Annotated in this window: 21 protein-coding genes and 1 tRNA gene; 18 read left to right on the top strand and 4 right to left on the bottom strand. The window is 47.5% G+C overall.

Translation table 11 applies throughout. The features are described 5' to 3' along the window. From FBQ74_RS12180 to lysS, 12 genes are all read left to right on the top strand, one after another. Positions 1–264 carry a YkoF family thiamine/hydroxymethylpyrimidine-binding protein gene (locus FBQ74_RS12180; RefSeq protein WP_139756921.1) on the top strand — a complete coding sequence of 88 codons (264 nt, stop codon included), beginning with the start codon at positions 1–3 and terminating at the stop codon, positions 262–264. A gap of 7 nt (positions 265–271) precedes the next feature. After that, complete coding sequence (pnuC, locus tag FBQ74_RS12175) at positions 272–865, top strand: nicotinamide riboside transporter PnuC (protein WP_232371913.1); 594 nt, start codon at positions 272–274, stop codon at positions 863–865. Continuing rightward, positions 843–1,640 (top strand): phosphotransferase, encoded by a 798-nt coding sequence (locus FBQ74_RS12170; protein ID WP_168190661.1) that lies wholly within the window; start codon positions 843–845, stop codon positions 1,638–1,640. The genes pnuC and FBQ74_RS12170 overlap by 23 nt, the downstream gene beginning before the upstream one ends. Before the next feature lie 107 nt (positions 1,641–1,747). Then, positions 1,748–1,824: transfer RNA gene (locus FBQ74_RS12165), tRNA-Trp, on the top strand. 54 nt (positions 1,825–1,878) lie between these two features. After that, positions 1,879–2,337 carry a hypothetical protein gene (locus FBQ74_RS12160; RefSeq protein ID WP_139756918.1) on the top strand — a complete coding sequence of 153 codons (459 nt, stop codon included), beginning with the start codon at positions 1,879–1,881 and terminating at the stop codon, positions 2,335–2,337. Beyond that, positions 2,313–2,780: a ribosomal protein S18-alanine N-acetyltransferase gene (gene rimI / locus FBQ74_RS12155; RefSeq protein WP_232371912.1), complete on the top strand. Its 468-nt coding sequence runs from the start codon at positions 2,313–2,315 to the stop codon at positions 2,778–2,780. The genes FBQ74_RS12160 and rimI overlap by 25 nt, the downstream gene beginning before the upstream one ends. 290 nt (positions 2,781–3,070) lie before the next feature. Beyond that, positions 3,071–5,011 carry a hypothetical protein gene (locus FBQ74_RS12150; RefSeq protein ID WP_139756917.1) on the top strand — a complete coding sequence of 647 codons (1,941 nt, stop codon included), beginning with the start codon at positions 3,071–3,073 and terminating at the stop codon, positions 5,009–5,011. 212 nt (positions 5,012–5,223) lie between these two features. Further along, positions 5,224–6,813 (top strand): peptide chain release factor 3, encoded by a 1,590-nt coding sequence (prfC, locus tag FBQ74_RS12145; protein WP_139756916.1) that lies wholly within the window; start codon positions 5,224–5,226, stop codon positions 6,811–6,813. 10 nt (positions 6,814–6,823) lie between these two features. Then, positions 6,824–8,557 (top strand): arginine--tRNA ligase, encoded by a 1,734-nt coding sequence (argS, locus tag FBQ74_RS12140; protein WP_139756915.1) that lies wholly within the window; start codon positions 6,824–6,826, stop codon positions 8,555–8,557. Positions 8,558–8,636: 79 nt separating this feature from the next. After that, positions 8,637–9,209 (top strand): NADPH-dependent FMN reductase, encoded by a 573-nt coding sequence (locus tag FBQ74_RS12135; protein ID WP_139756914.1) that lies wholly within the window; start codon positions 8,637–8,639, stop codon positions 9,207–9,209. Between the two features lie 156 nt (positions 9,210–9,365). Beyond that, positions 9,366–10,464 (top strand): peptide chain release factor 2 gene (gene prfB, locus FBQ74_RS12130; protein ID WP_139756913.1). Its coding sequence is split into 2 segments (ribosomal slippage): positions 9,366–9,440 and positions 9,442–10,464, totalling 1,098 coding nucleotides; the frame shifts between segments, so codons are not numbered across the junction. A gap of 18 nt (positions 10,465–10,482) precedes the next feature. After that, positions 10,483–12,024: a lysine--tRNA ligase gene (gene lysS / locus FBQ74_RS12125; RefSeq protein WP_139756912.1), complete on the top strand. Its 1,542-nt coding sequence runs from the start codon at positions 10,483–10,485 to the stop codon at positions 12,022–12,024. On the opposite strand, the gene FBQ74_RS12120 is transcribed toward lysS, so the two are convergent. Genes FBQ74_RS12120 through FBQ74_RS12110 form a run of 3 tightly spaced genes read right to left on the bottom strand, consistent with a single transcriptional unit; the run spans position 12,015 to position 14,186 of the window. Next, positions 12,015–12,938, bottom strand: coding sequence for a ketopantoate reductase family protein (locus tag FBQ74_RS12120; protein ID WP_139756911.1), 924 nt, complete (start codon positions 12,936–12,938; stop codon positions 12,015–12,017). The two genes, lysS and FBQ74_RS12120, sit on opposite strands and share 10 nt — an antisense overlap. A gap of 8 nt (positions 12,939–12,946) precedes the next feature. Further along, on the bottom strand, positions 12,947–13,642 hold the full coding sequence (locus FBQ74_RS12115; RefSeq protein WP_139756910.1) for a TIGR01621 family pseudouridine synthase: 696 nt from the start codon (positions 13,640–13,642) through the stop codon (positions 12,947–12,949). Continuing rightward, complete coding sequence (locus tag FBQ74_RS12110; protein WP_139756909.1) at positions 13,635–14,186, bottom strand: Hpt domain-containing protein; 552 nt, start codon at positions 14,184–14,186, stop codon at positions 13,635–13,637. The genes FBQ74_RS12115 and FBQ74_RS12110 overlap by 8 nt, the downstream gene beginning before the upstream one ends. A gap of 186 nt (positions 14,187–14,372) precedes the next feature. Between FBQ74_RS12110 and FBQ74_RS12105 the strand changes: the two genes are divergently transcribed. From FBQ74_RS12105 to FBQ74_RS19255, 4 genes are all read left to right on the top strand, one after another. Beyond that, complete coding sequence (locus tag FBQ74_RS12105; protein WP_139756908.1) at positions 14,373–17,240, top strand: M16 family metallopeptidase; 2,868 nt, start codon at positions 14,373–14,375, stop codon at positions 17,238–17,240. A gap of 89 nt (positions 17,241–17,329) precedes the next feature. After that, the gene (gshA, locus tag FBQ74_RS12100) at positions 17,330–18,916 is read left to right on the top strand and encodes a glutamate--cysteine ligase (protein ID WP_139756907.1); all 1,587 of its coding nucleotides are present in this window, start codon (positions 17,330–17,332) and stop codon (positions 18,914–18,916) included. An 80-nt stretch (positions 18,917–18,996) separates the two neighbouring features. After that, on the top strand, positions 18,997–19,632 hold the full coding sequence (locus tag FBQ74_RS12095; RefSeq protein WP_139756906.1) for a transglycosylase SLT domain-containing protein: 636 nt from the start codon (positions 18,997–18,999) through the stop codon (positions 19,630–19,632). 341 nt (positions 19,633–19,973) lie between these two features. Then, positions 19,974–20,096 (top strand): hypothetical protein, encoded by a 123-nt coding sequence (locus tag FBQ74_RS19255; protein ID WP_269750694.1) that lies wholly within the window; start codon positions 19,974–19,976, stop codon positions 20,094–20,096. Between the two features lie 8 nt (positions 20,097–20,104). On the opposite strand, the gene smrB is transcribed toward FBQ74_RS19255, so the two are convergent. Further along, positions 20,105–20,668: an endonuclease SmrB gene (smrB, locus tag FBQ74_RS12090; RefSeq protein ID WP_139756905.1), complete on the bottom strand. Its 564-nt coding sequence runs from the start codon at positions 20,666–20,668 to the stop codon at positions 20,105–20,107. A 133-nt stretch (positions 20,669–20,801) separates the two neighbouring features. Between smrB and prmB the strand changes: the two genes are divergently transcribed. Both prmB and aroC read left to right on the top strand, forming a co-directional pair. Then, positions 20,802–21,743 carry a 50S ribosomal protein L3 N(5)-glutamine methyltransferase gene (gene prmB, locus FBQ74_RS12085; protein WP_139756904.1) on the top strand — a complete coding sequence of 314 codons (942 nt, stop codon included), beginning with the start codon at positions 20,802–20,804 and terminating at the stop codon, positions 21,741–21,743. 3 nt (positions 21,744–21,746) lie between these two features. Then, complete coding sequence (gene aroC, locus FBQ74_RS12080) at positions 21,747–22,844, top strand: chorismate synthase (protein WP_139756903.1); 1,098 nt, start codon at positions 21,747–21,749, stop codon at positions 22,842–22,844.

The following is a 22,844-nucleotide window of genomic DNA, read 5'->3' as shown; positions in this document are numbered from 1 at the left end:
ATGCAGGTAATGGCAGAACTATCACTTTACCCATTGGCGGATAGCTTTATTCCGACAATCAAATCGTTTTTAGAGCGCATCAACTGTTATGACGAATTGACAGTTACAACCTGTTCGACCAGCACACAGGTTACAGGTGAGTATCAGCGGGTGATGGAAATTCTTGGCGCTGAGATGCAACGAACCCATGAAGAAGTGGGGCAGGCTGTATTTGTAGCTAAGTTTTTAAACTTTGATGCTATGCAGTCCCGTAGTGATGACTGATACTTTTATGCAGCAGATCGTGGCCACCTCCCTCGCGGAGTGGCTGGCGGTCGGGCTGGCTATCGGTTATGTATGGTTGGCTGCACGGCAGAATAGCTGGTGTTGGCTTTGTGCATTTTTGAGCACGGCGATTTATACCTATCTGTTCTGGCAGGTCACGCTGCCATTTCAGTCCCTGCTTAACTTTTTTTATATGATAATGGCAGTTTACGGATATTATCAGTGGAAAAAGGGGCAGCAGACAGCAGCCGGCGTGCAGTCGTGGCCGTGGTACTGGCACCTGGCGATTGTTCCAACATTACTGCTGGCCGGATGGGGGCTGGCACTTGTTGCTGCGGGTCAGTTTAACAATGAATTTTTGTGGCTGGATGCCTGTATTCAGGTGCTAAGTGTCGTCACAACGTTCATGGTCGCTCATAAAGTCTTGCAAAACTGGGTGTATTGGTTTTTCATTAACCTCGCTTCTGCATATCTGTATGCGCAATCTGGCTTAATATTGTCAGCCTGTCTTTTCACCGGATATGTGGGTTTCTCCGTATATGGGTACTGGCAATGGCTTGGGCAATGGAAAATGCAGCATGAATCACACGCATATAATTAATGAACTGAAACCGGTGTTATCACTTTCTGATAATGCCTGCCTTACCGAGCTGCAAAGTGGTGAGGTAAACCGCGTTTATAAACTTAAAGATGGCGAGACGCGTTTTGCTGTTAAATCGCTGGCCAGGGATGAGTTCAGCGGTATAAACCGGTTTCATCAGTTTCTGCTGCAGGAACAACTGGCCCACAGAGAGATTGCTCCTGCACCAGTCTGGCTGAACAAAGCGCAGGATCTCTGGGTAGAGAGCTGGCTGGAAAAGCGCTTAGAGCAAGAAATTGCTGATAGTGACAAGCCAGGTATCCTTGCCGGCGTTCTGGCTCAGATTCATAAGCAGCCAATTACAGTCAGGCCGCTGGATCTTCCAAAAAGGCTTTTTCACTATGTTGAAAAAGCCTTTTTGGAAGAAGATGACCCGCTGGTAAAGCAAACGCAACAGGTTATCAGGCAGTATGCACTGGACTATGTGCCGGCCGAGCATCTTGTTCTGTGCCACAATGACTTGTCATGGGGACATATTCAGTCATTAGATCCGGTAATGATTGTTGACTGGGAATATGCTGCAATGGGGAATCGTTTTTTCGACCTGGCTTCATGTGCCAGTATCAATCGTTTTAATGAGCAAGATACTGAACGCTTGATTGCCCGATATGCCAGACAGGCCGACATAGCGCAATCTACCGTTGAGCATTATTACTATGAGCAAAAAGAAGTGGTAGATACCACAGAAGCGTTGTGGACGGCAGCATTAAACGCATCGTGCCAGGCCTGCGTGTAGAGGTCATGGTATTTTTGCAAAAATGATGGATAAGTAACCACTTAGCGCATCGTCTGCAGAAAAATCCTTTACCTTTAACATCCGTTACGTATAATGCATTTCGCGCTAGGGGTGTAGTTCGAATTGGTAGAACAGCGGTCTCCAAAACCGATGGTTGGGGGTTCGAGTCCCTCCACCCCTGCCAATCTTCTCTTATCTGGCGTATAGTTAGTTATCTCAATACAGAAGCCAGTGTTTCATGTCTCATCTTACTCAAGCTCAAATTGCCGCACTTCAGCAAATGGGAATCTGTGTCTGGATTAACGCCGATGAACGAGTACTGACAGAAACGACGACTAAAGACTCATCTGGCACAGCAAAACCACCATCCCCAGCATCACCCAAAACTGATAGTACCGGGTCCATTAATCGCGTTTCGCAATTAAGGGAGTCACTAACCGGCAAGACACCGGCTCAGTCTGAGTCTGTCGAGCCTGCGGTTATACCATTAACTCAGAAGCAGCGTTCGCAGCATACTAAGTTTATAGATGATGTCGACCAGGCATGGGCGCTTTGCTACCCTGAAAAGTCTTCTCCACAATGGGTAATCGGCAAAGTGCTTCGGGTAACTGAAACTACTATTGAGCTTCCCTGCGAGCCCGGCCAGTTAACGGCCACTCAGAAAGCTGCTTTATGGGAAAAGCTGTGGCGGCAATGACCATACAAACATTATCTCCTGATAACCATGAGATGATAAAAGGTGCCTATGATATTCATAAACAGGTAACGTATTCTCCCTGGTCGTACGCTGCTTTCGCTGACTGTGTTACCCCGCCGTACCAAATGATTGCCCTTGGTGATGCTGATGTTATCGGCTATGCCATTATTCTGATGGTTGCAGATGAAGCAACACTGATGGATATTGGTGTTAGTCCTGGGGCGCGAGGGAAAGGGGCTGGAAAAGCGCTTACTCAAAAAGTTATTGATATTTGTACGCAAAAAAAAATGGCAACAATTTGGCTTGAAGTCAGAGCGAGTAACAGTATTGCGATTAATCTATACAAATCCCACGGATTTACTGGCCAGGAAGTACGAAAAAAGTATTATGAAGCAAAAGATGGCAGGGAGGACGCCATTATTATGAAGCGAAATAATTTCTGATTTTTCGTTGTCTCAGTGGTTGAGCACAGGTCTGTATATTAACATTCGTTTCGACTTATATCTTTCTGTTGAGTCTAACTAAATGTTTTTAAAGCCTTCAAATTGACTTAAATTAAATTTTCCAAATGCAGCAATACTGCCGTATTGTCGCTTATACCTGTAATCCTTAGTAACTCACGCACTTCACAGCTACTCTTAGCCCATCTTATCGCTGAGCTTTAGCGACTTGTCTGTCTTAAACGAAGTGTGTTGCAGTTATGACCCGACGATTTCTCCTTTCCAGTGTGTGTTTGTCCGTTTTAACCCTTTCTGCCTGCGGTTCGGGTGGAAGTGATTCAAGTGAGCCACTGCCAGCGCCTAACCAGTCTGAACCGCTTACAACGGGAAGCTTGCCAGCGCCATCGAATCCAGCCCCTTCTAACCCGTTACCTGAAGCTCCGATATCAGATACGACCGAAGAAGTTGAACAGGATACGCCGCCAGCCGATGTTGAAGATGCTGGTCAACTACCTGTCAATAATATTGCTGATACTTTGACCGAAGACGTAAGCGCAGAGGCTGCAACTTACCGGCTTGGGGTTCAGCTTGCTTCGGTAAGTAGCGATATGACGGCATGGATGTTTAATGATCTGATGAAGTCAGCCGGTATGCGTGGACAATCTGTATCAGATGCCAGTCATGGCTGGTTTTACAGCACCAGCGCAGGTATTGTTACTGACCGTCCGGCCAATATCCTGACGGATGCTCAGGGGTGGCCCACTTCCATGACACTTAAAGATGGTACGATTGCTGACACTATTTTTACAACGGTAATGTCCTCAAAGGTACAGGGTGCCTATGAGACGGGCTCGTACACGCTGACTTATGAAGGGCAGGGCGCATTTTCGTTCGATAACGCTGATATTATTGAGCAGCAGGACGGTCAGATTGTTCTGCACTATGCCGGCACTGGTCCGCTTACTATCTCTGTTACGCAGACAGATCCCGATGGTACCGGTAATTATCTTAAGAACATTCAGCTGCAGCGTCCCGGTGCAAGTAACGCAGAAACATTTTCTGCAGATTACGTCAGCTATCTGACATCCAGTCGCGTGGTGCGCACAACAAATTTGTTCAGTGATGCAGCGCTTTATGGCAAACCCGGAACTGAAAGTCGTTTTCAGGGAGCATCGGGCTGGAGCCAGCGCAGCACTATGCAAACTGCACACTGGGGAACCGTCAGTGGGGTGCCGTATGAGGCAATGACAGAATTAGCAGATAAAGCTATTGCCGATTTGTGGCTGAACATACCATTAGCAGCTGATGATGCCTATGTAACCGCCATGGCGGAGCTATTACTTACCTCGCTTAAAACAAACCGTGTCTTATATATTGAGCTGGGTAGCGACCTGGCAAACCGAACTTATCCTCAAAGCATGGGTCGTGACTATGCACTGGCGCGTGCCACGCAGCGCTGGCCCGACGCAATGCAAAGTGAGTTGCTTGCTAATCATTCGTTACTGGCTAAAGAAAATGTCCTTATCAGTAACTGGCAGGCTGCAAGAACGCTGGAAATACAAGCTATTTTCGACTCTGTCTGGAACACGGAGGCCGACCGTGTTGTGACGGTGCTGGCTGGCACACTTAATAATTCTATGAAGGGTTACAGCTACAACGCAATGTTGTTAGATGGAGTGCTACTTCGTGAGTTTGAGGGCGCGGAAGCGCCGGGTCTACAGGCTGATGCGCTGGCTGTTGATCCTGTTGTGGTGAATAATGCAGCGAATCAATTCAGTGTGGATAGTGCTGATGCGATGCTTACAGATGCAATCAACTACGTAGATGGTACCGGCCAGTATTATGAAGAAGCGCATGCGCCGGGTCTGCGCTACGCGGTTCGCGCTGCTGCCACACTATCTCAGGAATATGGCATTGCACTTACCGCTTACTCAGGAGGCCACGGGCTCAATGCATCGTCTTACCTGAATTATCAGGTACTCAAAAGCAGCCAGATGTACGATGTCTATCAGTCAGTGTTTTCAGTATGGCAGGAAGAAGGGGGCGGTGTGTTCGTAGCCGGACAGGGTATCGCTTCAACTGAATTGCCTGAGTATTGTACCACTGCAACCTATTCACCGGCTAATCAGGTAAAAACGATTGGACTGAAGGAAACGCAGCACCAAGATGAGTCGGATGCCCACATGCTTCGTGCTTTGAAGGATGAAATGCGCGCCATCGGTCAAATCAAATAAGACACTATCATTGCCGTTAAAAAGCACTGCATCAGCAGTGCTTTCTAATTTTCTGCCACCCCGAGCCCGCGCAAATAAGCGTATCAGCTATCTCCATCCCCTCTCCGTGTGTATTTGTGAGCTTATACACTATATAATCCCGTGCCATTGATATTGTAATTCACCATGGCCGGATATCTCGCCCCCCGGTCAATTAAAGAATAAGTGTAAGCATGAGTAATAACGCGCTAGCGAACGAAATTCAGAAACGTCGCACATTCGCCATAATATCGCACCCTGATGCGGGTAAAACCACCATTACTGAGAAGGTATTGTTGTTCGGTCGTGCGCTGCAAAAGGCAGGTACGGTTAAAGGCAAAAAATCCGGGCAGCATGCTAAATCAGACTGGATGGAGATGGAAAAAGAGCGGGGTATCTCAGTAACAACCTCGGTCATGCAATTTCCGTATTCTGACCATCTTGTTAATCTGCTGGATACGCCGGGGCACGAAGACTTTTCAGAGGATACTTACCGCACACTGACCGCTGTGGATTCATGTCTGATGGTGATCGATGCGGCTAAAGGTGTCGAGGATCGTACCCGTAAGTTGATGGAAGTTACGCGACTGCGTGATACGCCAATCATCACATTTATGAACAAACTAGACCGCGATATCCGCGATCCAATGGAATTGCTGGATGAGGTTGAAACCGAGCTGAATATGATGTGCGCGCCTATTACCTGGCCTATTGGCAGTGGTAAAGGCTTTAAAGGCGTTTATCATCTTTATCGCGATGAGATCATTTTGTATCAAAGTGGCCAGGGTCATACGATCCAGGATGTCCGAACGGTAAAAGGGCTGGACAATCCAGAGCTTGATGATGCCGTGGGCGATGAACTGGCCTCTACGTTGCGAGACGAACTTGAGCTGGTGCGCGGCGCCTCTAACGAATTTGATAAAGAACTGTTTCTAGAAGGTGAACTAACGCCGGTATTTTTCGGGACTGCGTTGGGTAACTTTGGTGTTGACCATATGTTGGATGGCCTTGTGGACTGGGCGCCGGCACCAAAGTCCCGGGAAACAGAGGATGGCAAAATTGAAGCCAGTGCACCGCAATTCAGTGGTTTTGTGTTTAAGATTCAGGCCAACATGGATCCAAAGCACCGCGATCGTGTGGCATTTTGTCGCATCGTTTCCGGTAAGTACGAAAAGGGCATGAAGATGCGCCACTCGCGCATAGGCAAAGATATCCGCATTGCTGATGCCCTGACTTTCCTGGCCGGTGACCGCGCTCTGCTGGAGGAGGCTTATGCCGGTGATATTATCGGTTTGCATAACCATGGCACCATTCGTATTGGTGATACCTTCACCTCGGGTGAAAACTTTAAATTTACCGGTATTCCAAACTTTGCACCTGAGCTGTTCAAGCGTATTCGTTTGCGCGATCCCCTCAAGCAAAAACAACTGCTAAAAGGCTTAATTCAGCTTTCTGAAGAAGGGGCGGTACAGGTTTTTCGTCCTTTGGCGAATAATGACCTTATTGTCGGGGCTGTAGGTGTACTGCAATTTGATGTGGTCGTTGCCCGTCTTAAAGCAGAATACAATGTTGATGCGCTATATGAGCATATCAGCGTAAACACTGCCCGCTGGGTCTATAGCGACGATGAAAGAAAGCTTGATGAATTCCGTCGCAAAGCAGAGCAGAACCTGGCGCTGGATGGTGGTGATAATTTAACTTATATCGCGCCTACTATGGTCAATTTGCAACTTGCGCAAGAGCGCTACCCTGATATTCAGTTTACTAAAACCCGTGAGCACTAAAGATTTAACTATGAATATATACGCATTATTAGTTAGCCGTTTTACCCAGGCCTTAGACGAGATGGGTGTGGAAAATGCACCTGTTCCCATCGCCCGGAGTGCCCGGCCTGAGTTCGGCGAATATCAGTTCAATGGTGCTATGGCGCTGGCTAAACAGCTCAAGCAAAAGCCACGGGATATTGCTGATAAAATTGTCGAGCAGGTTAAGCTGGATGATGTAACCCAAAAGCTGGAAGTGGCCGGGCCTGGTTTTATCAACATCCATCTCAATGATGCATGGCTGGCAAATCAGTGCGAGCTGGCCCTGCACGATCCTCGCCTGGGTATTGCCAAACAAAGCCAGCAAAACGTGGTTGTGGATTATTCATCACCCAACCTGGCGAAAGAAATGCACGTTGGTCACCTGCGCACGACTATCATTGGTGACAGCGTTGTAAAACTGCTCGAGTTCCTGGGTCATAATGTTATTCGTCAGAATCACATGGGCGACTGGGGCACGCAGTTTGGCATGTTGCTGGCCCACTTCAACGACAAGTTGGAAGCCAATTATATGGCTGAGACAGCGCTGTCGGACTTAGAAGACTTTTACCGTGAAGCAAAGGTGCGCTTTGATGAAGAAGAAGGCTTTGCAGACCGCGCCCGTGAATTTGTGGTAAAGCTGCAGGGCGGTGATGAAGCTTGCCTTGCACTGTGGGAGCGGTTCATAGATATTTCTATTCAGCACAGCGAAGAAGTCTACCAAAAGCTGAATGTCAGCCTGACCCGCAAAGATGTAATGGGTGAGTCGGCATACAACGATGATTTAGCCAATGTGGTCGCTGATTTGAAAGCGCAGGGTATTGCTGTGGAAGACCAGGGGGCTCAGGTTGTATTTTTACCAGAGCTTGCTGATAAAGAAGGAAAGCCTGCTGTATTTATCGTTCAGAAGTCTGGTGGCGGCTACCTGTATGCCACTACCGATTTGGCCGCTATGCGTTATCGCTCAGGCAAACTGAACGCCGACAGAACTCTGATACTGACCGATGCCCGCCAGGCCTACCATTTCAAACAAACTGAAATTGTTGGCCGCAAAGCTGGATTCATGAAGCCGGAACAAAGCTATGAGCATTGTCCTTTCGGTATGATGCTGGGTAGCGATGGCAAGCCGTTTAAGACACGCTCAGGCGGTACAGTGAAGCTGGTGGACTTGCTGGACGAAGCAGTAACCCGGGCACGTGACCTGATTGCTAAACGCGATTCTGACCTGAGCGCTGAAGAGCTGGATGAAGTTGCTCGCAAGGTGGGCATTGGCGCGGTGAAATATGCGGATTTAAGTAAAAACCGTACCACTGACTATGTCTTCAACTGGGACACCATGCTAAGTTTTGAAGGCAATACCGCGCCTTATTTGCAATACGCATTTACCAGGGTACAGAGTATTTTCAGAAAGTCCGGTATCTCTGTGGCGGATCTGCCTGTAGATATCAAGATAAACGAAAAACAAGAGCATGCCCTGGCCGTGCAGCTTATGCAATTTGAGGAAACCATCAACGTGGTCGCCCGTGATGCTACGCCGCATGTATTGTGCACCTATCTTTATGACCTGGCGTCAGCATTTATGAGTTTCTACGAAGCATGTCCGATCCTGCGAGAGGATACGCCGGTGGCAGTGCGTCATAGTCGGTTAGCATTGGCAGCTCTGGTTTCCAATACGATGTCATTAGGTTTATCGTTGTTGGGTATCGAAACGCTGGAAAAAATGTAAACTGTAGATATCTGGGAACTTTCCCGTTTTATAGATAAAAAAGGCTGTGAAAACAGCCTTTTGTTTTTAAGGAGTCGCTATGCCAAAACTACTCGCGTTTGCCGGAAGCATCCGTCGTAATTCGTATAATCAGGCCATCCTTGATGTTGCTGTTGAGGGGGCCAGAGAAGCCGGGGCTGAAGTTACCGTGATTAGCCTGGAAGATTACGCGATGCCTATTTTTAACGAAGACGAAGAGTCAGCCCATGGCATCCCTGAACGGGCGCAGGCTTTTAAAGAACTGCTGATCAATCACGATGGCTTTTTGATTGCTTCGCCAGAATACAACAGCAGCTACCCGGCATTATTGAAAAATGCACTGGACTGGGCGTCCCGAAAGGCAGGAGATGAAAAAGTCATGCAAGCTTATAAAGGTAAAGTGGCTGGTATCATGGCATCGTCTGCAGGTGGTCTGGGTGGCTTGCGTGTACTTGTCGTGCTAAGAATGCTACTTGAAAATATGGGCGTTATTGTTGCGCCTAACCAGAAAGCGATTGCGAAAGTGAGTGGCCTGCTCGACGATAATCACGCTATAAGCGATGAAAAAACCATTAAACAGCTAAAAGGGCTGGGCAGGGATACGGCTAACCTGTGCGAAAAGGTCTGCCAATAAGCATAATTCCGGGGGTAGTCTTCCGCGCTACTCCTACTTTCTCCCGCTTTATTCCCGCTAGTTGCCGTAAAGACCAATTTCTTCTTTGTGACGGCTATTAAAAAAGCCGTATTTTCGATACTATTCGCGGTCTTATTAATCAAGCGAAAGCGGATCATGTTCGAAATCAATCCTGTACAGAACGCCATCTCCGATATCCGGGCCCGTACTGAGGCACTTAGGGGGTATCTTTGACTTTGATGCAAAGTCAGAGCGTTTAGAAGAAGTTAACCGGGAGCTTGAAAATCCCGATGTCTGGAATGACCCTGACTATGCGCAGGGTCTGGGCAAAGAGAAAGTTGCTCTGGAGCAAGTGGTTGATACCATCAAAGCTCTGGAACAGGGCGCTGAGGATGTTGAGGGGTTACTGGAACTGGCTGTTGAAGCTGAGGATGAAGAAACCTTTGAAGAATCTAAAAGCGAGATAGAAGGCCTGCAGCAACAACTTGAAAAACTTGAGTTCCGGCGCATGTTTTCCGGCCCCAATGATTCGGCAGACTGCTATGTTGATTTGCAGGCCGGTTCTGGCGGCACCGAAGCGCAGGACTGGGCCAATATGCTCCTTAGAATGTATCTTCGTTGGGGTGAGGCACACGGCTTCAAGAGCGAAATCATTGAATTGTCAGAAGGTGATGTTGCAGGTATAAAAAGTGCGACCATCCGTTTTCAGGGTGAATACGCATTTGGTTGGCTGCGCACTGAGACAGGTGTACACCGGCTGGTGAGAAAGTCGCCGTTTGACTCCGGCAATCGTCGGCATACGTCGTTTTCTTCAGCGTTTGTTTACCCTGAAATTGATGATGACATCGAAATCGATATCAATCCCTCAGACTTACGCGTTGATACATACCGTGCTTCTGGCGCAGGTGGACAACACGTTAACAGAACAGATTCGGCAGTGCGTATCACGCACGAGCCTACTGGCATTGTAGTTCAGTGTCAGAATGATCGTTCTCAACATAAAAATAAAGATCAGGCGATGAAACAGCTCAAAGCCAAGCTTTATGAGTTTGAGCTGCAAAAACAAAACGCTGAAAAGCAGGCGATGGAAGACAGCAAATCCGATATCGGGTGGGGTAGTCAAATTCGCTCTTACGTACTGGATGACTCGCGCATCAAAGATTTACGTACCGGGATTGAAAACCGTAATACTCAGGCCGTTCTTGACGGTGATTTAGACAAATTTATAGAAGCCAGCCTTAAATCTGGCCTCTGACAATAAAGTGATTAGGTTATGACCAGTCAACAGCAAGACGAAAACAAGTTAATTGCCGAGCGCCGGGCAAAATTGAGCGCAATCCGTGAAAACTGCCGCGCTAATGGTTTTCCCAATAGTTTTCGCCGTGAAAATTACGCCGACGAACTGCAAAGTGCTTATGGTAATCTCGATAAAGAGACCCTGGCAGAGCAGGGAAATCATGTCAGCATAGCCGGCCGGATAATGGCCAAACGCGGCCCGTTTTTGTTGCTTCAAGATATGACAGGCAGGATTCAGGCTTACGCAGCAAAAGATACGCAAAAAGATATTAAGGCAAGGTACGGTAGTCTGGATATCGGCGACATCATCGGTGTTGCAGGAACGTTGCAGATGTCTGGCAAAGGTGACTTGTACGTTGACATGGCCGAGTATGAGCTCTTGACCAAGGCATTACGCCCGTTACCTGAAAAGTTTCACGGCCTGAGCGACCAGGAAACAAAGTACCGTCAGCGATATGTCGATCTGATTACCAGCGACAAAACGCGCGAGACATTTCGTATTCGTAGTGAGCTGATTAACGGCATTCGTCACTATCTGACACAGCGTAAGTTCATCGAAGTTGAGACGCCGATGTTGCAGGTTATTCCTGGTGGCGCCACAGCAAAGCCTTTCGTGACGCACCACAATGCGATGGATATCGATATGTATCTGCGTATCGCACCGGAATTATACCTCAAGCGTCTGGTTGTCGGCGGTATAGAGCGGGTGTTCGAAATTAACCGTAACTTCCGTAATGAAGGTCTCTCCACGCGTCACAACCCTGAATTTACTATGCTGGAGTTCTACCAGGCCTATGCCGACTATCATGATCTGATGGACCTGACCGAAGACATGCTGCGTACGCTGACGAACGACATCCTTGGCTCATCTGAAGTGGTCAATACCGTTCGTGATACAGAAGGCAATGTCCTTGAAGAAAAGCATTACAACTTCGGTAAGCCATTTGATCGTCTGAGCATGGGCGATGCCATCCTTAAATACTGGCCGGAAGCCAATGAGGCGGCGATTCGTGATCCTGAATCTCATCTGGATGAGCTTAAAGCCATGGCAAAAGCGTTGCACATCAAAGAACCTGAAGTGGATGGTATCTGGGGCGCAGGTAAATACCTGTGCGAGATTTTCGAAGCCACCGCAGAGGAAAAGCTGGAGCAGCCGACCTTTATTACTGAATACCCGTGGGAGGTTTCACCCCTGGCGCGCCGCAACGATGATAACCCGTTTATCACGGATCGCTTTGAGTTCTTTGTGGGCGGACGTGAAATTGCAAATGGTTTCAGTGAGCTTAACGATTCTGAAGACCAGGCTGAACGTTTCCGAAAGCAGGTTGAAGAAAAAGATGCCGGTGATGATGAGGCCATGCATTTTGATGAAGACTATATTCGTGCACTGGAACACGGTTTGCCGCCGACAGCGGGGCAGGGAATTGGTATCGACCGCTTAACGATGCTGTTTACAGATAGCCCGACGATTAAAGACGTTATTCTGTTCCCACACATGCGTCCTGAAGGTCAGGAATAAGCGGCCTCCAGCGATTTAATTTTCTTGTATAAAAAGGCGTTGATGGGGACATCGATGCCTTTTTTTTGTGCAGTCTGCACAATATATCCGTTGATGGCATCAATTTCAGTCGGTCTTTTATGTTTCACATCCTGATGCATACTCGAGTAGTTTTGCGAGGTTGCATTGATGACCTGTCGAACCTGGCCAACCAGATCCTGTACTGAATAGCGATAACCTTCAGATTGCATAACTGCAACCATTTCCTGAGATATATCGTCGATATGGCCGGCAAACCGTTCGTCTTTTAAGCCGCCGTTTTGGATATCATGTAGTGCCGTTAACGGGTTGATGACCGCATTAACTGCAAGTTTAAGCCAGAGTGCTTCGATGATATTTTTTTGCCAGGTAACCGGCTGCAAGCAACGACTCACAGTTTCAAATACCCGCTCTAGTTGCTCATCATCTACCGCCGGATTGTCCGGCGCCTCTCCAAAAATAGTGCGACCAAACCCGGTATGCTTTACTTCATGGGGCTGTGTTTTTAATACACCATGACTGGTCGTGGCGATATAGACCGCATGTTCGGGCAGTAACTTTCTGATTGTCTCAAGCCCGCCCATTCCATTTTGCAGAAGCAGAACCGGGGTAGACTCATCCAGTCGCTCCATCCACTGCTTAACAGCCTCTTCAAGCTGATAAGCTTTCAACGGAAAAATCAGCAAATCATCAGGGCCTAGTTTTTGTTTACTGGTCAGGTTGCCAGATAACCAGCGTGACTGACCACTGTAGGATGTCAAACGTTGGGTAAGCTGTTCAGGTCTGCGGGGAGTCAGACTATAAGAAATTTGATTGCGCTGGGCACCGGCTGCTATCAGAGAGCCGATAGCGCCGCTTCCGACAATGTGTACCTGACCGCGTATGGGGTTAGCCATAAAATATCCTAGTTGACGCTATCTTTGCCTTTTATCTCAGGCCATGGAAGATGTTCAGGCTCGCTGAGCGTACCTAACCAGTGTTGTCCGGCCGGCGACAGAAATGCCTGACCTGCATTTACAGGGCAGCTGACAGAAAACGCCGTCCCCTGATAGGTAAAGCAAATCCGCAGAGCATGCAAATATAACCTGTCCGCGTCGTCTTTACCATACAAGGTGTCGCCCAGTATAGGCGCGCCAACGCTTTTCAGCGCAACTCTTATCTGATGAGTTTTGCCGGTGAGCGGGCGGACGATATAGCCACGCAGGCCGGGAGAAACACTTTGACTGAAAAACTGTGTAATAGCCGGATTCTCAAGGGTTTTGGTCAGAATATGCTGCCCTCTGCGACGATTAATCATGTCGCCTTTGATGGTACCTTGCTTCTTTTTGGGTTTACCGTAGGCCGCCGCAACATAAAACTTCTGGATAGTGCGTGTTGCAAACAACTCAGACAGTGCTGCGGCAGCGGATGAGTTTCTGGCCAGTATCAGGCAACCGGAAGTGCCATCGTCAAGCCGGTGGCATAAAAATAATTCTGTTTCCTGCAACTGATTACGTAGCAGCGTGACAATACCAAACTGCGCATCGTGCATAGTAACACCGGCGGGTTTAGCAACGATGTAAAAGTCAGGGTGGGTAAAAAGAATGGGTATATCAGGCACTGTGCGCTTTTACAATTGCAATGGCAATATCGTAATCCAGCTCATCAATGGCTTCGCGTATTGCGGATTGTTTATCTGCAGGCATAACAAGCGCATCCATCCACTGTGTTAGTGTTTCATCACTGATAAACTCATGATGGTTCAGTGCATCCAGAAAAGTCTGCCGGGTTTGCGAGATATTAGCACCGCCGGTTTCACTGGTTTCATCTGCCAGTTTTTCAATAGCACCAAGGGTTTCAGCCAGTGTATCAATAAATGTATGATGAGTTGCAGGCACGGTATGACTGTCCCTGATTGCATTTTCATAGGTCCGGGCTTCTTCGTGTAAGGCATTACAACCAAGATTGCCTGCTACCCCCTTAATCGTATGGACCAGGGTTCGCACATCATGCCATCGATTTTCTGCCAGCGCATGGTCTAGCCTGACCGGTAAGTCCTGATACTCCGCAGCGAACTTCTGCAATAATGAAACGTACAAACTTCGGTTGCCGCTTAACTGAGAGACCCCGAATGCCAGATCAATAACGGACGTCGTGTTGTTCATCTTAAAATCCCTGATGGTTAGACGGTAAATTGTAGGCGAAGCTTACACAAATTGATACAACCTGTGGTGATAGTACAGGGGTTATCTGTTACGAATTTTGTTAGTCTGTCGAGTGGGTTAAGGTTCAAGAAGAACATGGTAAGGCTCTCTCTGACAATGTCAGGTTCACTACAAGGAAAAGGCGTGATGAATAAACGCATCATAAACACCATTTTTATTACTGGCGCAGTAATCGGCGCATTAGCCGGGTGTCAGCAGGCCAGTCAGCCTGAAGCACGTGATACACAGGCAGTTTCAGCATCACAGGCAGACAAACTTGCTATCGATTTTCAAAAGTACACGCTGGATAACGGCCTGACAGTTATTCTTCATCAGGACAAATCAGACCCATTGGTGCATGTGGACGTCACCTATCACGTTGGTTCAGCTCGCGAAGATATTGGCAAATCAGGCTTTGCCCACTTTTTTGAACATATGATGTTTCAGGGATCTGAAAATGTAGCCGATGAACAGCATTTTAAGATTATTACCGAATCTGGCGGAAACCTGAACGGCACTACAAGCAGCGATCGGACGAATTACTATCAGACGGTGCCTGCCAATCAACTTGAAAAAGTGCTTTGGCTCGAATCTGACCGAATGGGCTTTTTACTACAGGCAGTCGATCAGAAAAAATTCGAGAATCAGCGGGAGACGGTAAAAAATGAACGTGCGCAGCGTGTGGATAATCAACCCTATGGGTTAAGAAGTGAGCGCACTGCGGAGGCGCTGTATCCACCAGGGCATCCTTATTCCTGGCAGCCAATCGGTTACGTTGAAGATCTCGATCGGGTAAATGTCGATGATCTGAAAGCTTTTTTCAAGCGCTGGTACGGCCCAAATAATGCTGTGCTGACTATCGGCGGCGATATTGATATTGCCAAAACAAAAGCCTGGGTCGAATCTTATTTCGGTGGTATTCCTGCAGGTCCTGAGGTTTCTGATGCTAAGCCGAAGCCTGTTCAGTTAGAGGAAAACCGCTACATTACGCTTGAGGACAATGTTCACTTACCTTTGTTGCAGATTACCTATCCCACAGTGTATGCAAGACATCCGGACGAGGCACCGTTAGATGTTCTGGCCAATATCCTTGGCAGCGGCAAAACATCGTTACTTTACAAAAATATGGTGAAGTCAGGCCAGGCAGTGCAGGCAGCGGTTAACCATCCCTGCCGGGAGCTGGCTTGTGAATTTCAGTTATTAGCATTGGCGAACCCCGCCAGCACGCCTGATTTGGCAAAGCTGAATACCGTTATTAACCAGACTTTGGAAGAATTTGAAGCACGCGGCGTTAAACCTGATGATTTGCAAAGGGTCAAAGCATCTATCGAGTCATCAACTGTTTTCGGGCTTCAAAGTGTTGCTGGCAAAGTGTCCAAACTTGCAGCGGGAGAAACATTTCATGATAAGCCGGATTTGGTAAAAGAAGATATCGAACGCTACAACGCGGTAACTGCAGCAGACGTAATGCGCGTTTATAGAAAATATATTAAAAACAGTGCAGGTGTCGTGCTGAGTGTTGTGCCACAAGGCCAGTCTCAACTTGCAGTGCGAGAACAGAACTTCACATTGCCTGAGCGTCAGATACCTGAACGACAGCCTGCTGAGCATGTTGAGCCAATAGAGGTAACTGACACCACGGATCGGTCCACGCCTCCTCCCGCCGGTCCAACACCTATTGTAGAGGTTCCTGAATACTGGGAAAGCGAATTGCCCAATGGTATTTCATTGCTGGGTGTAACAAACTCTGAAACCCCCACCGTGACCTTTAGCCTTAGCCTTGAAGGCGGTATGTTACTGGACTCAGAAGAAAAGGCGGGCACCGCTTATCTCACTGCGTTAATGATGAATGAATCAACCGATGCTTATTCAAATGAGGCTATTGCTAACGAGCTGGCAAAACTGGGCAGCTCGATACAATTCTCTGCCCAGGGACGATATACACAGGTTATGGTTTCATCCCTGACAAAAAACCTGCCACAAACAATGGCATTACTTGAAGAGAAACTGTTTCATCCTGCTTTCTTACCGCAGGATTTCCAGCGCATGAAATCAAGAGTTATGCAAAGTATGCAACAGCAGCTCAAGAACCCTTCTTCGTTAGCTGCGCGGGCCCGGGATTGGGTCTTGTTTGGAAAAGACAGCCGGTTGAGCTTACCCGAAGAGGGCACGCTTAAGACTATTCAAAACATCTCTTTAGAAGATATCAAAGCGTTTTATAACCAGTATTACACGCCGGCTCATGCGCATGCTGTTGTGGTAAGCGATCTGAAGGAAGAGGCGTTTCTCAAAACCATGGATTTCATGGAAAAATGGCAGGCTAAAGCGTATGCAATTCCTACCTTTGATAATTTCCCTGAGTATGACAAGTCAAAAATTTATCTGGTAGACAACCCCGGTGGCGTGCAGTCAGTGGTACATATCGTTAAGCGAGGCCCCACCTTTGATGCAACCGGTACTTACTTTAAGTCGCGGCTGATGAATTTTCCCTTAGGTGGCGCTTTTAACAGCAGAGTTAATCTGAACCTTCGTGAAGACAAGGGGTATACCTATGGTGCATCTACAGGATTTATCGGAGGTAAAACGCTTGGTTGGTTTGATGCCTCGTCTGACCTGAATGCTGAGTTCACTGCTCAGGGAATTACTGAAATGCTTAATGAAATAAAGCAGTTTAAGCAAGAAGGCATACAGCAAGACGAAATTACTTTTATGCGAAATGCCTTTACATTAAGTGATGCGCTCAAATACGAGACACCATCAAGTAAGGCACGCTTTTTAAGTCAGCTTCAAGCCTACAATTTGCCTGATGATTACCGCCAACAGCAACTTGAAATCATCAAGAGTATCAGCGCGGATGAATTGAACGCGTTGGCACAGGAGCAGTTGGTGTTGGAAGATATGCAAATAATTGTTGTTGGCGATAAGCAGAAAATTCTGGAACAATTGTTCACTTTGGGGTTTCCTGTCATTGAGATGTCGCTGCAACAGAAAACTGAACGCGAGTTAACACCGTAATTTTGCGATTCGTCGTATAAACCGGTAATAACCATTGAATTTTATGGGCTTTTCCTTATTTAGAAAAGCCCCTTAAACCGGATTAAGATTTGACTGTGACGCAACTGAATTTTGAACAGCGGCTGGAAGCGCTGAATGCCAGTACATTTATAAAAGGCCTGGCCCAGAGTCGTCGTGGCGTGGAAAGAGAAGCGCTTCGTATTGAAAAGGACGGAACGCTGTCGCAAAAGGGTCATCCAGAGGCGCTGGGTTCGGCGCTGACTCATGAATCGATTACCACCGACTTTTCAGAGTCATTGCTGGAGTTTATTACCCCACCAGCAATTCATGCTCAGACATCAATAGAACAGCTTCAGGACATTCACAAATTTGTTTCTGACAATATTGATGGTGAGTTGCTATGGCCAATGAGCATGCCCTGTTTCATTGAAGATGAAGATAGCATCCCTATCGCTAATTTCGGCGAGTCGAATGTCGGCAAAATGAAAAGCGTTTACCGAGTTGGATTAAAAAACCGGTATGGCAGTATGATGCAGGCAATTGCGGGCGTGCACTATAACTTTTCATTTTCTGAAAGTTTCTGGGCACACTGGGCTGCATTGCATAAGCAGGAACATACTCAGGAACAAGTGGCGCAGGACTACTTCTCGCTGATAAGAAATTACAGAAGAACGTGTTGGCTAATTCCCTATCTGTTTGGTGCATCGCCTGCACTTTGCAGTTCGTTTTTAAATAATAAATCGCACAAAATGAAGTTTGAAAAGGTAGGTAAGGGGACCTATTACCTGCCATATGCAACTTCATTAAGAATGAGCGATTTGGGCTATACCAACGCCGAGCAATCAGCTTTGCAAATCTGCTATAACGAACTGGATAATTATGTAAGGTTGCTTAGAGAAGCAATGCAGACGCCTTCCACGCGGTTCGCCGGGTTTGCAGCAGGCGAAGACGGTAACTGGCAGCAGCTTAGTCATAATATCCTGCAGATCGAAAATGAGCTGTACTCACCCATTCGGCCCAAACAGCCTACATTGTCGCTGGAAAAACCGACAGATGCTCTGGTTAATCGGGGTGTGAGTTATATAGAGATACGAGCTCTGGATTTAGACCCATTTTCTGCAACAGGTATTTCGTCAGAGCAGATGGATTTCCTGGATGTTTATCTACTGACCTGTCTGATGATGCCGAGTGAACAGTTGACGCCTGATACAATCGCCGAAGCTCGGGACAATATGGATGCCGTCGTTTTAGAAGGGCGTAACCCCGAGCTTTGCCTGAAAGAGCATGGCCAGTCTGTAAAAATGCGGGATTGGGCAAAAAGCCTGTTTGAGAAATTTGAGTCTGTGGCCAGGCTTCTTGATAAAGCTAATGATACAGAAAGATATTCTCAAGCCGTTGGTACACAGTGGAGCAAGATTTGCGATCCTGACCAAACCCCATCAGGACAGATTATGTCAACGTTGCTGGCTGACGATGCCGATAATTCTGCGCTGGGGTTACTGTTAGCAAAAGAATACGCAGACACATACCAAAAACTTTCCTATACTCACCACCAGGAAAGCGACTTCGCAGCTCTGGCTGAAGCGTCATTGAAAGCACAGCAAGATATTGAAAGTGAAGATGATAAAGATTTTGCAACCTTTATCCGCGATTACTACGCGATGGAACAAGCATAAAAAAACGCCTGACAGGGCGTCAGGCGTAAAAACGTTCCAGGGAAACACACATTTTGCTAGAACATTAATTTGGACACCCGATGTTGAAAAAGTTCAAACGAGTTCACAGTTTTTTTTGGCCACTTGCCTTTCTATCAGTTTTTTTGACTGGCTGTGCTACCGCTCCCCCTAAAAATGCAAGCAACCTCTGCGAAATTTTTTACGAAAAAGAAGACTGGTATGACGCTGCAGTCGACACCCGCGATAAGTGGGGCGTGCCTATCCATGTGCCAATGGCGATGATGTTTCAGGAAAGCTCCTTTCGACATGATGCACTGCCCCCTAAAGATTATGTATTTTTCGGACTTATCCCATGGGGACGAGTAAGTTCTGCATATGGGTACTCACAGGCAAAAACCATAACCTGGGGAGACTATATAAAAGAGACCGGCAATAGCTGGGCAGATCGTGATGATTTTGATGATGCCATGGACTTTATGGGTTGGTTTATCTACAAGTCGTATAAGATAAATGGATCGTCAAAATGGGATGCCTATAGTCAGTACCTTAATTACCACGAAGGATGGGGTGGGTATAAAAGAAAATCTTACAACCGCAAGCCGTGGTTGAAAAAGGTCGCAGCAAAAGTGAAATCGCGCTCACTTCGTTACGCCACTCAGCTCAAGAGCTGTCAGGAAGATCTGGATAAGAGCTGGTTCTGGAAGCTGTTTTCGTGAAAAGGTTGGACGGGCGCACCACACACCCGTCCAACACCGACGCTAAGCCAAGACCGTTAATCACCTAACGTCGAACAGGCAATTACAGGTTAGTGCAAATGAGAATTATTTGCAATAAAATATTGTGAATTGTTTTTTGTACGTGCAATTAACCGTGCTAACACCCTTCCTCTTTAATTTCCGTCTGCCGGATATCCCAAACTTACTACCTCGATAGTTATTGCCAAATAAGATCAATAGTGACTTATTCCGCTAGATACACGAGATTATTGATTTCGATCAGTACGCTAATTCGCCATCCATTGCATACTTACTTATGAAACACCTCTATGGAGAAACGTATGCTTGTATCAATGTTGCACGACCCGGTAGTATGGGGATCACTATTGGGAATCGGACTGATTGTAGGATTGATGGGCTATTATACTTACCTGATTATTCATAATACACGGGAAGAAGAATAGGCACGCTGTCAGCGAAATGGGTTGAAGTCAGGCTCCGTCGTCTCTACCAGTACTAACAGGGCGCCCTGTCCGCCATGTTCAAGAGGGGCCTGATGAAACGCCATCACGTGGGGGTGCTGTATGAGCAGGTGTGGAAGCGCGGTTTTCAGTACACCTGAGCCGATGCCGTGAACGATGGCAACACAATCGATCAGTTGCTTGTGCGCAGTGTGAAGCAGCGCACTAAGCTCATGTTTTGCCGCCTCGCGGTTGAGGCCATGCAGATCCAGAATCAGGTCCGGTGAATAATCGCCGCGGCGTAATTGCTTAAGCAAATGAGTGGATACGTCTTCACGACAGTAACGCATAGGCCCGGTGTCTGGTAATACCGCCTGATAGATATCTGAAAACGCGAATGAGGCGGTGACTTGTCGTTCCTGCCTGGTGCTTTTTGTATTAACCCGAGACTTTGCCTTCAGCTTTTCCTTGCGGTCTGGGGCAACTTTATCCTGCTTTAGTGGCTTAACACTGCCAAATGCCTGGCGAAACAAGTTGTAGTCGTCGCTGTCCTGGTCCGGCTTATTTGTAGTCATGCGCGATTTCTCCGGCAATACCTCTTCGCAGCTATCCTGATTAGGGGACATTACCCATTAAATTAGGCATGGGCGCGCCGCTTATTCTTGGGTATGATACCAGTTTTCCCTAACTGGATGTACCTGAGGCAGCATGACTGACAAGATTTATCTCGACGAAGCCATAAACGATTTACACACGATACTGGATATGGTGCGCTGGTCAGTGAGCCGATTTAATGATGCAGAGTTATATTTCGGTCATGGTACAGATAATCCATGGGATGAAGCTGTCTCGCTTGTTCTTTATGGTCTGCACTTACCTCAGAGTATGCTCACTCACACCGGTGAAGGACTTTTCGCTGCCAAGCTGACGAAAAGTGAGCGGGAAAAAGTGGCAGAGCTGGTATTAAAGCGTGTTCAAACCAGAATGCCGCTTCCTTATATTACCCATGAAGCCTGGTTTTGCGGCTTACCGTTTTACGTTGATGAGCGTGTATTAATTCCGCGTTCACCTTTTGCAGAGCTGATTCAAAAGCGATTTAGTGATCATCTTTCAGAGTCGCCCGCCATGATTCTGGATATGTGCACCGGTGGGGGCTGTATCGCAATAGCTTTGGCCTATGCGTTTGAAGAGGCGCATGTGGATGCGGTAGATATTTCCTCCGACGCGTTAGCGGTGGCTGACGAAAATATACAGGAGCATCAGCTCAGTGAGCGGGTTTATCCCATTGAATCTGACTTGTTCAGTAACTTGCAGGGACAGCGCTATGACCTGATCGTGTCGAATCCGCCCTATGTTGATGCCCAGGATATGGCGGATCTGCCCGAAGAGTACCATCATGAACCGGAGCTCGCCCTTGCTGCAGGCAACGATGGGCTGGATCTTGTTGAGGTATTACTTAAGCAGGGCGTCAATCATCTGAATGATGGCGGATGGATGTTTGTTGAGGTAGGAAATAGTGAAGTACATATGGCACAGCGGTTTGCAGGTCTTGATGTACAATGGCTGACCTTTGAGCATGGTGGTCACGGCATTTTTGCCGTTCAAAAAGAAACACTGGTGGAATACTGGAACATGCAGGGTGGGCAATAATTTATGTCAGGAAACAGCTTCGGAAAACTTTTTACAGTCACCACCTTTGGTGAGAGTCACGGTATCGCAATAGGCGGTGTGGTTGATGGCTGTCCTCCCGGAATGGACCTGTGTGAGGCTGATCTTCAGGTTGATTTGGATCGGCGAAAGCCAGGTACCTCACGCTATACTACAGCACGTCGCGAAGATGATGCGGTACAGATTTTATCTGGTGTGTTTGAGGGCCAGACAACCGGCACCAGTATTGGTTTGCTGATTAACAATAAGGACCAGCGAAGCCAGGATTACTCCAATATTAAAGACAGATTCCGGCCAGGTCATGCTGATTATACCTATCAGCAAAAATACGGAACTCGGGATTATCGTGGCGGGGGACGCTCATCCGCTCGCGAAACGGCGGTCAGAGTGGCGGCTGGCGCTATTGCAAAAAAATATCTCAGCCAGGAGTTTGGTATTCAGATTCATGGCTATCTGTCTCAACTTGGCCCTGTCAAAATTGAGAAGGTTGACCACAGTATTACCAATACAAACCCTTTTTTCTGTCCGGATGAGAGTAAGCTTGATGCGCTAGATACCTACATGCGAGAGCTGAAAAAAAGCGGTGACTCAATAGGGGCGAAAGTGTCTGTTGTGGCGACCAACATGCCGGCGGGTTGGGGTGAGCCTGTCTTTGATCGTCTGGATGCTGATATCGCCAGCGCCATGATGGGTATCAATGCGGTAAAAGGTGTAGAGATTGGAGACGGATTCGGTGTCATCGAGCAAAAAGGCAGTGAGCACCGTGATCCGCTTACACCGCAGGGATTTAGCTCTAATCATGCAGGCGGTGTACTCGGCGGTATTTCAAGCGGTCAGGAGCTTATCGTACACATGGCGTTAAAGCCCACTTCCAGTATTTCGGTACCGGGTAAAACTATCGATATTGATGGAAACGAAATCGACGTTGTCACAAAGGGACGACACGATCCCTGCGTGGGAATACGTGCTGTACCCATTGCCGAAGCGATGCTGGCTATAACATTGATGGACCATTGCCTGAGACAGCGGGCGCAAAACCCGGTATCCACCAGTCAGACACCCGATATCACTGCAAATAAATAA

This window comes from Salinimonas iocasae, assembly GCF_006228385.1.
Classification (GTDB): Bacteria; Pseudomonadota; Gammaproteobacteria; order Enterobacterales; family Alteromonadaceae; genus Alteromonas; species Alteromonas iocasae.
Note: the sequence above shows the minus strand (reverse complement) of the source record. Positions and strands in the feature narration are given on the sequence as shown.

What these genes read in the sequence shown, in the direction of transcription:
- FBQ74_RS12105 (WP_139756908.1), top strand. Translation starts at nt 14,373, where the DNA reads ATGAATAAACGCATCATAAACACCATTTTTATTACTGGCGCAGTAATC.
- FBQ74_RS12135 (WP_139756914.1), top strand. Translation starts at nt 8,637, where the DNA reads ATGCCAAAACTACTCGCGTTTGCCGGAAGCATCCGTCGTAATTCGTAT.
- pnuC (WP_232371913.1), top strand. Translation starts at nt 272, where the DNA reads ATGCAGCAGATCGTGGCCACCTCCCTCGCGGAGTGGCTGGCGGTCGGG.
- argS (WP_139756915.1), top strand. Translation starts at nt 6,824, where the DNA reads ATGAATATATACGCATTATTAGTTAGCCGTTTTACCCAGGCCTTAGAC.
- FBQ74_RS12110 (WP_139756909.1), bottom strand. Translation starts at nt 14,186, where the DNA reads ATGAACAACACGACGTCCGTTATTGATCTGGCATTCGGGGTCTCTCAG.
- smrB (WP_139756905.1), bottom strand. Translation starts at nt 20,668, where the DNA reads ATGACTACAAATAAGCCGGACCAGGACAGCGACGACTACAACTTGTTT.
- prfC (WP_139756916.1), top strand. Translation starts at nt 5,224, where the DNA reads ATGAGTAATAACGCGCTAGCGAACGAAATTCAGAAACGTCGCACATTC.
- FBQ74_RS19255 (WP_269750694.1), top strand. Translation starts at nt 19,974, where the DNA reads ATGCTTGTATCAATGTTGCACGACCCGGTAGTATGGGGATCACTATTG.
- FBQ74_RS12170 (WP_168190661.1), top strand. Translation starts at nt 843, where the DNA reads ATGAATCACACGCATATAATTAATGAACTGAAACCGGTGTTATCACTT.
- FBQ74_RS12120 (WP_139756911.1), bottom strand. Translation starts at nt 12,938, where the DNA reads ATGGCTAACCCCATACGCGGTCAGGTACACATTGTCGGAAGCGGCGCT.
- lysS (WP_139756912.1), top strand. Translation starts at nt 10,483, where the DNA reads ATGACCAGTCAACAGCAAGACGAAAACAAGTTAATTGCCGAGCGCCGG.
- rimI (WP_232371912.1), top strand. Translation starts at nt 2,313, where the DNA reads ATGGGAAAAGCTGTGGCGGCAATGACCATACAAACATTATCTCCTGAT.
- FBQ74_RS12095 (WP_139756906.1), top strand. Translation starts at nt 18,997, where the DNA reads ATGTTGAAAAAGTTCAAACGAGTTCACAGTTTTTTTTGGCCACTTGCC.
- prmB (WP_139756904.1), top strand. Translation starts at nt 20,802, where the DNA reads ATGACTGACAAGATTTATCTCGACGAAGCCATAAACGATTTACACACG.
- FBQ74_RS12160 (WP_139756918.1), top strand. Translation starts at nt 1,879, where the DNA reads ATGTCTCATCTTACTCAAGCTCAAATTGCCGCACTTCAGCAAATGGGA.
- FBQ74_RS12180 (WP_139756921.1), top strand. Translation starts at nt 1, where the DNA reads ATGCAGGTAATGGCAGAACTATCACTTTACCCATTGGCGGATAGCTTT.
- aroC (WP_139756903.1), top strand. Translation starts at nt 21,747, where the DNA reads ATGTCAGGAAACAGCTTCGGAAAACTTTTTACAGTCACCACCTTTGGT.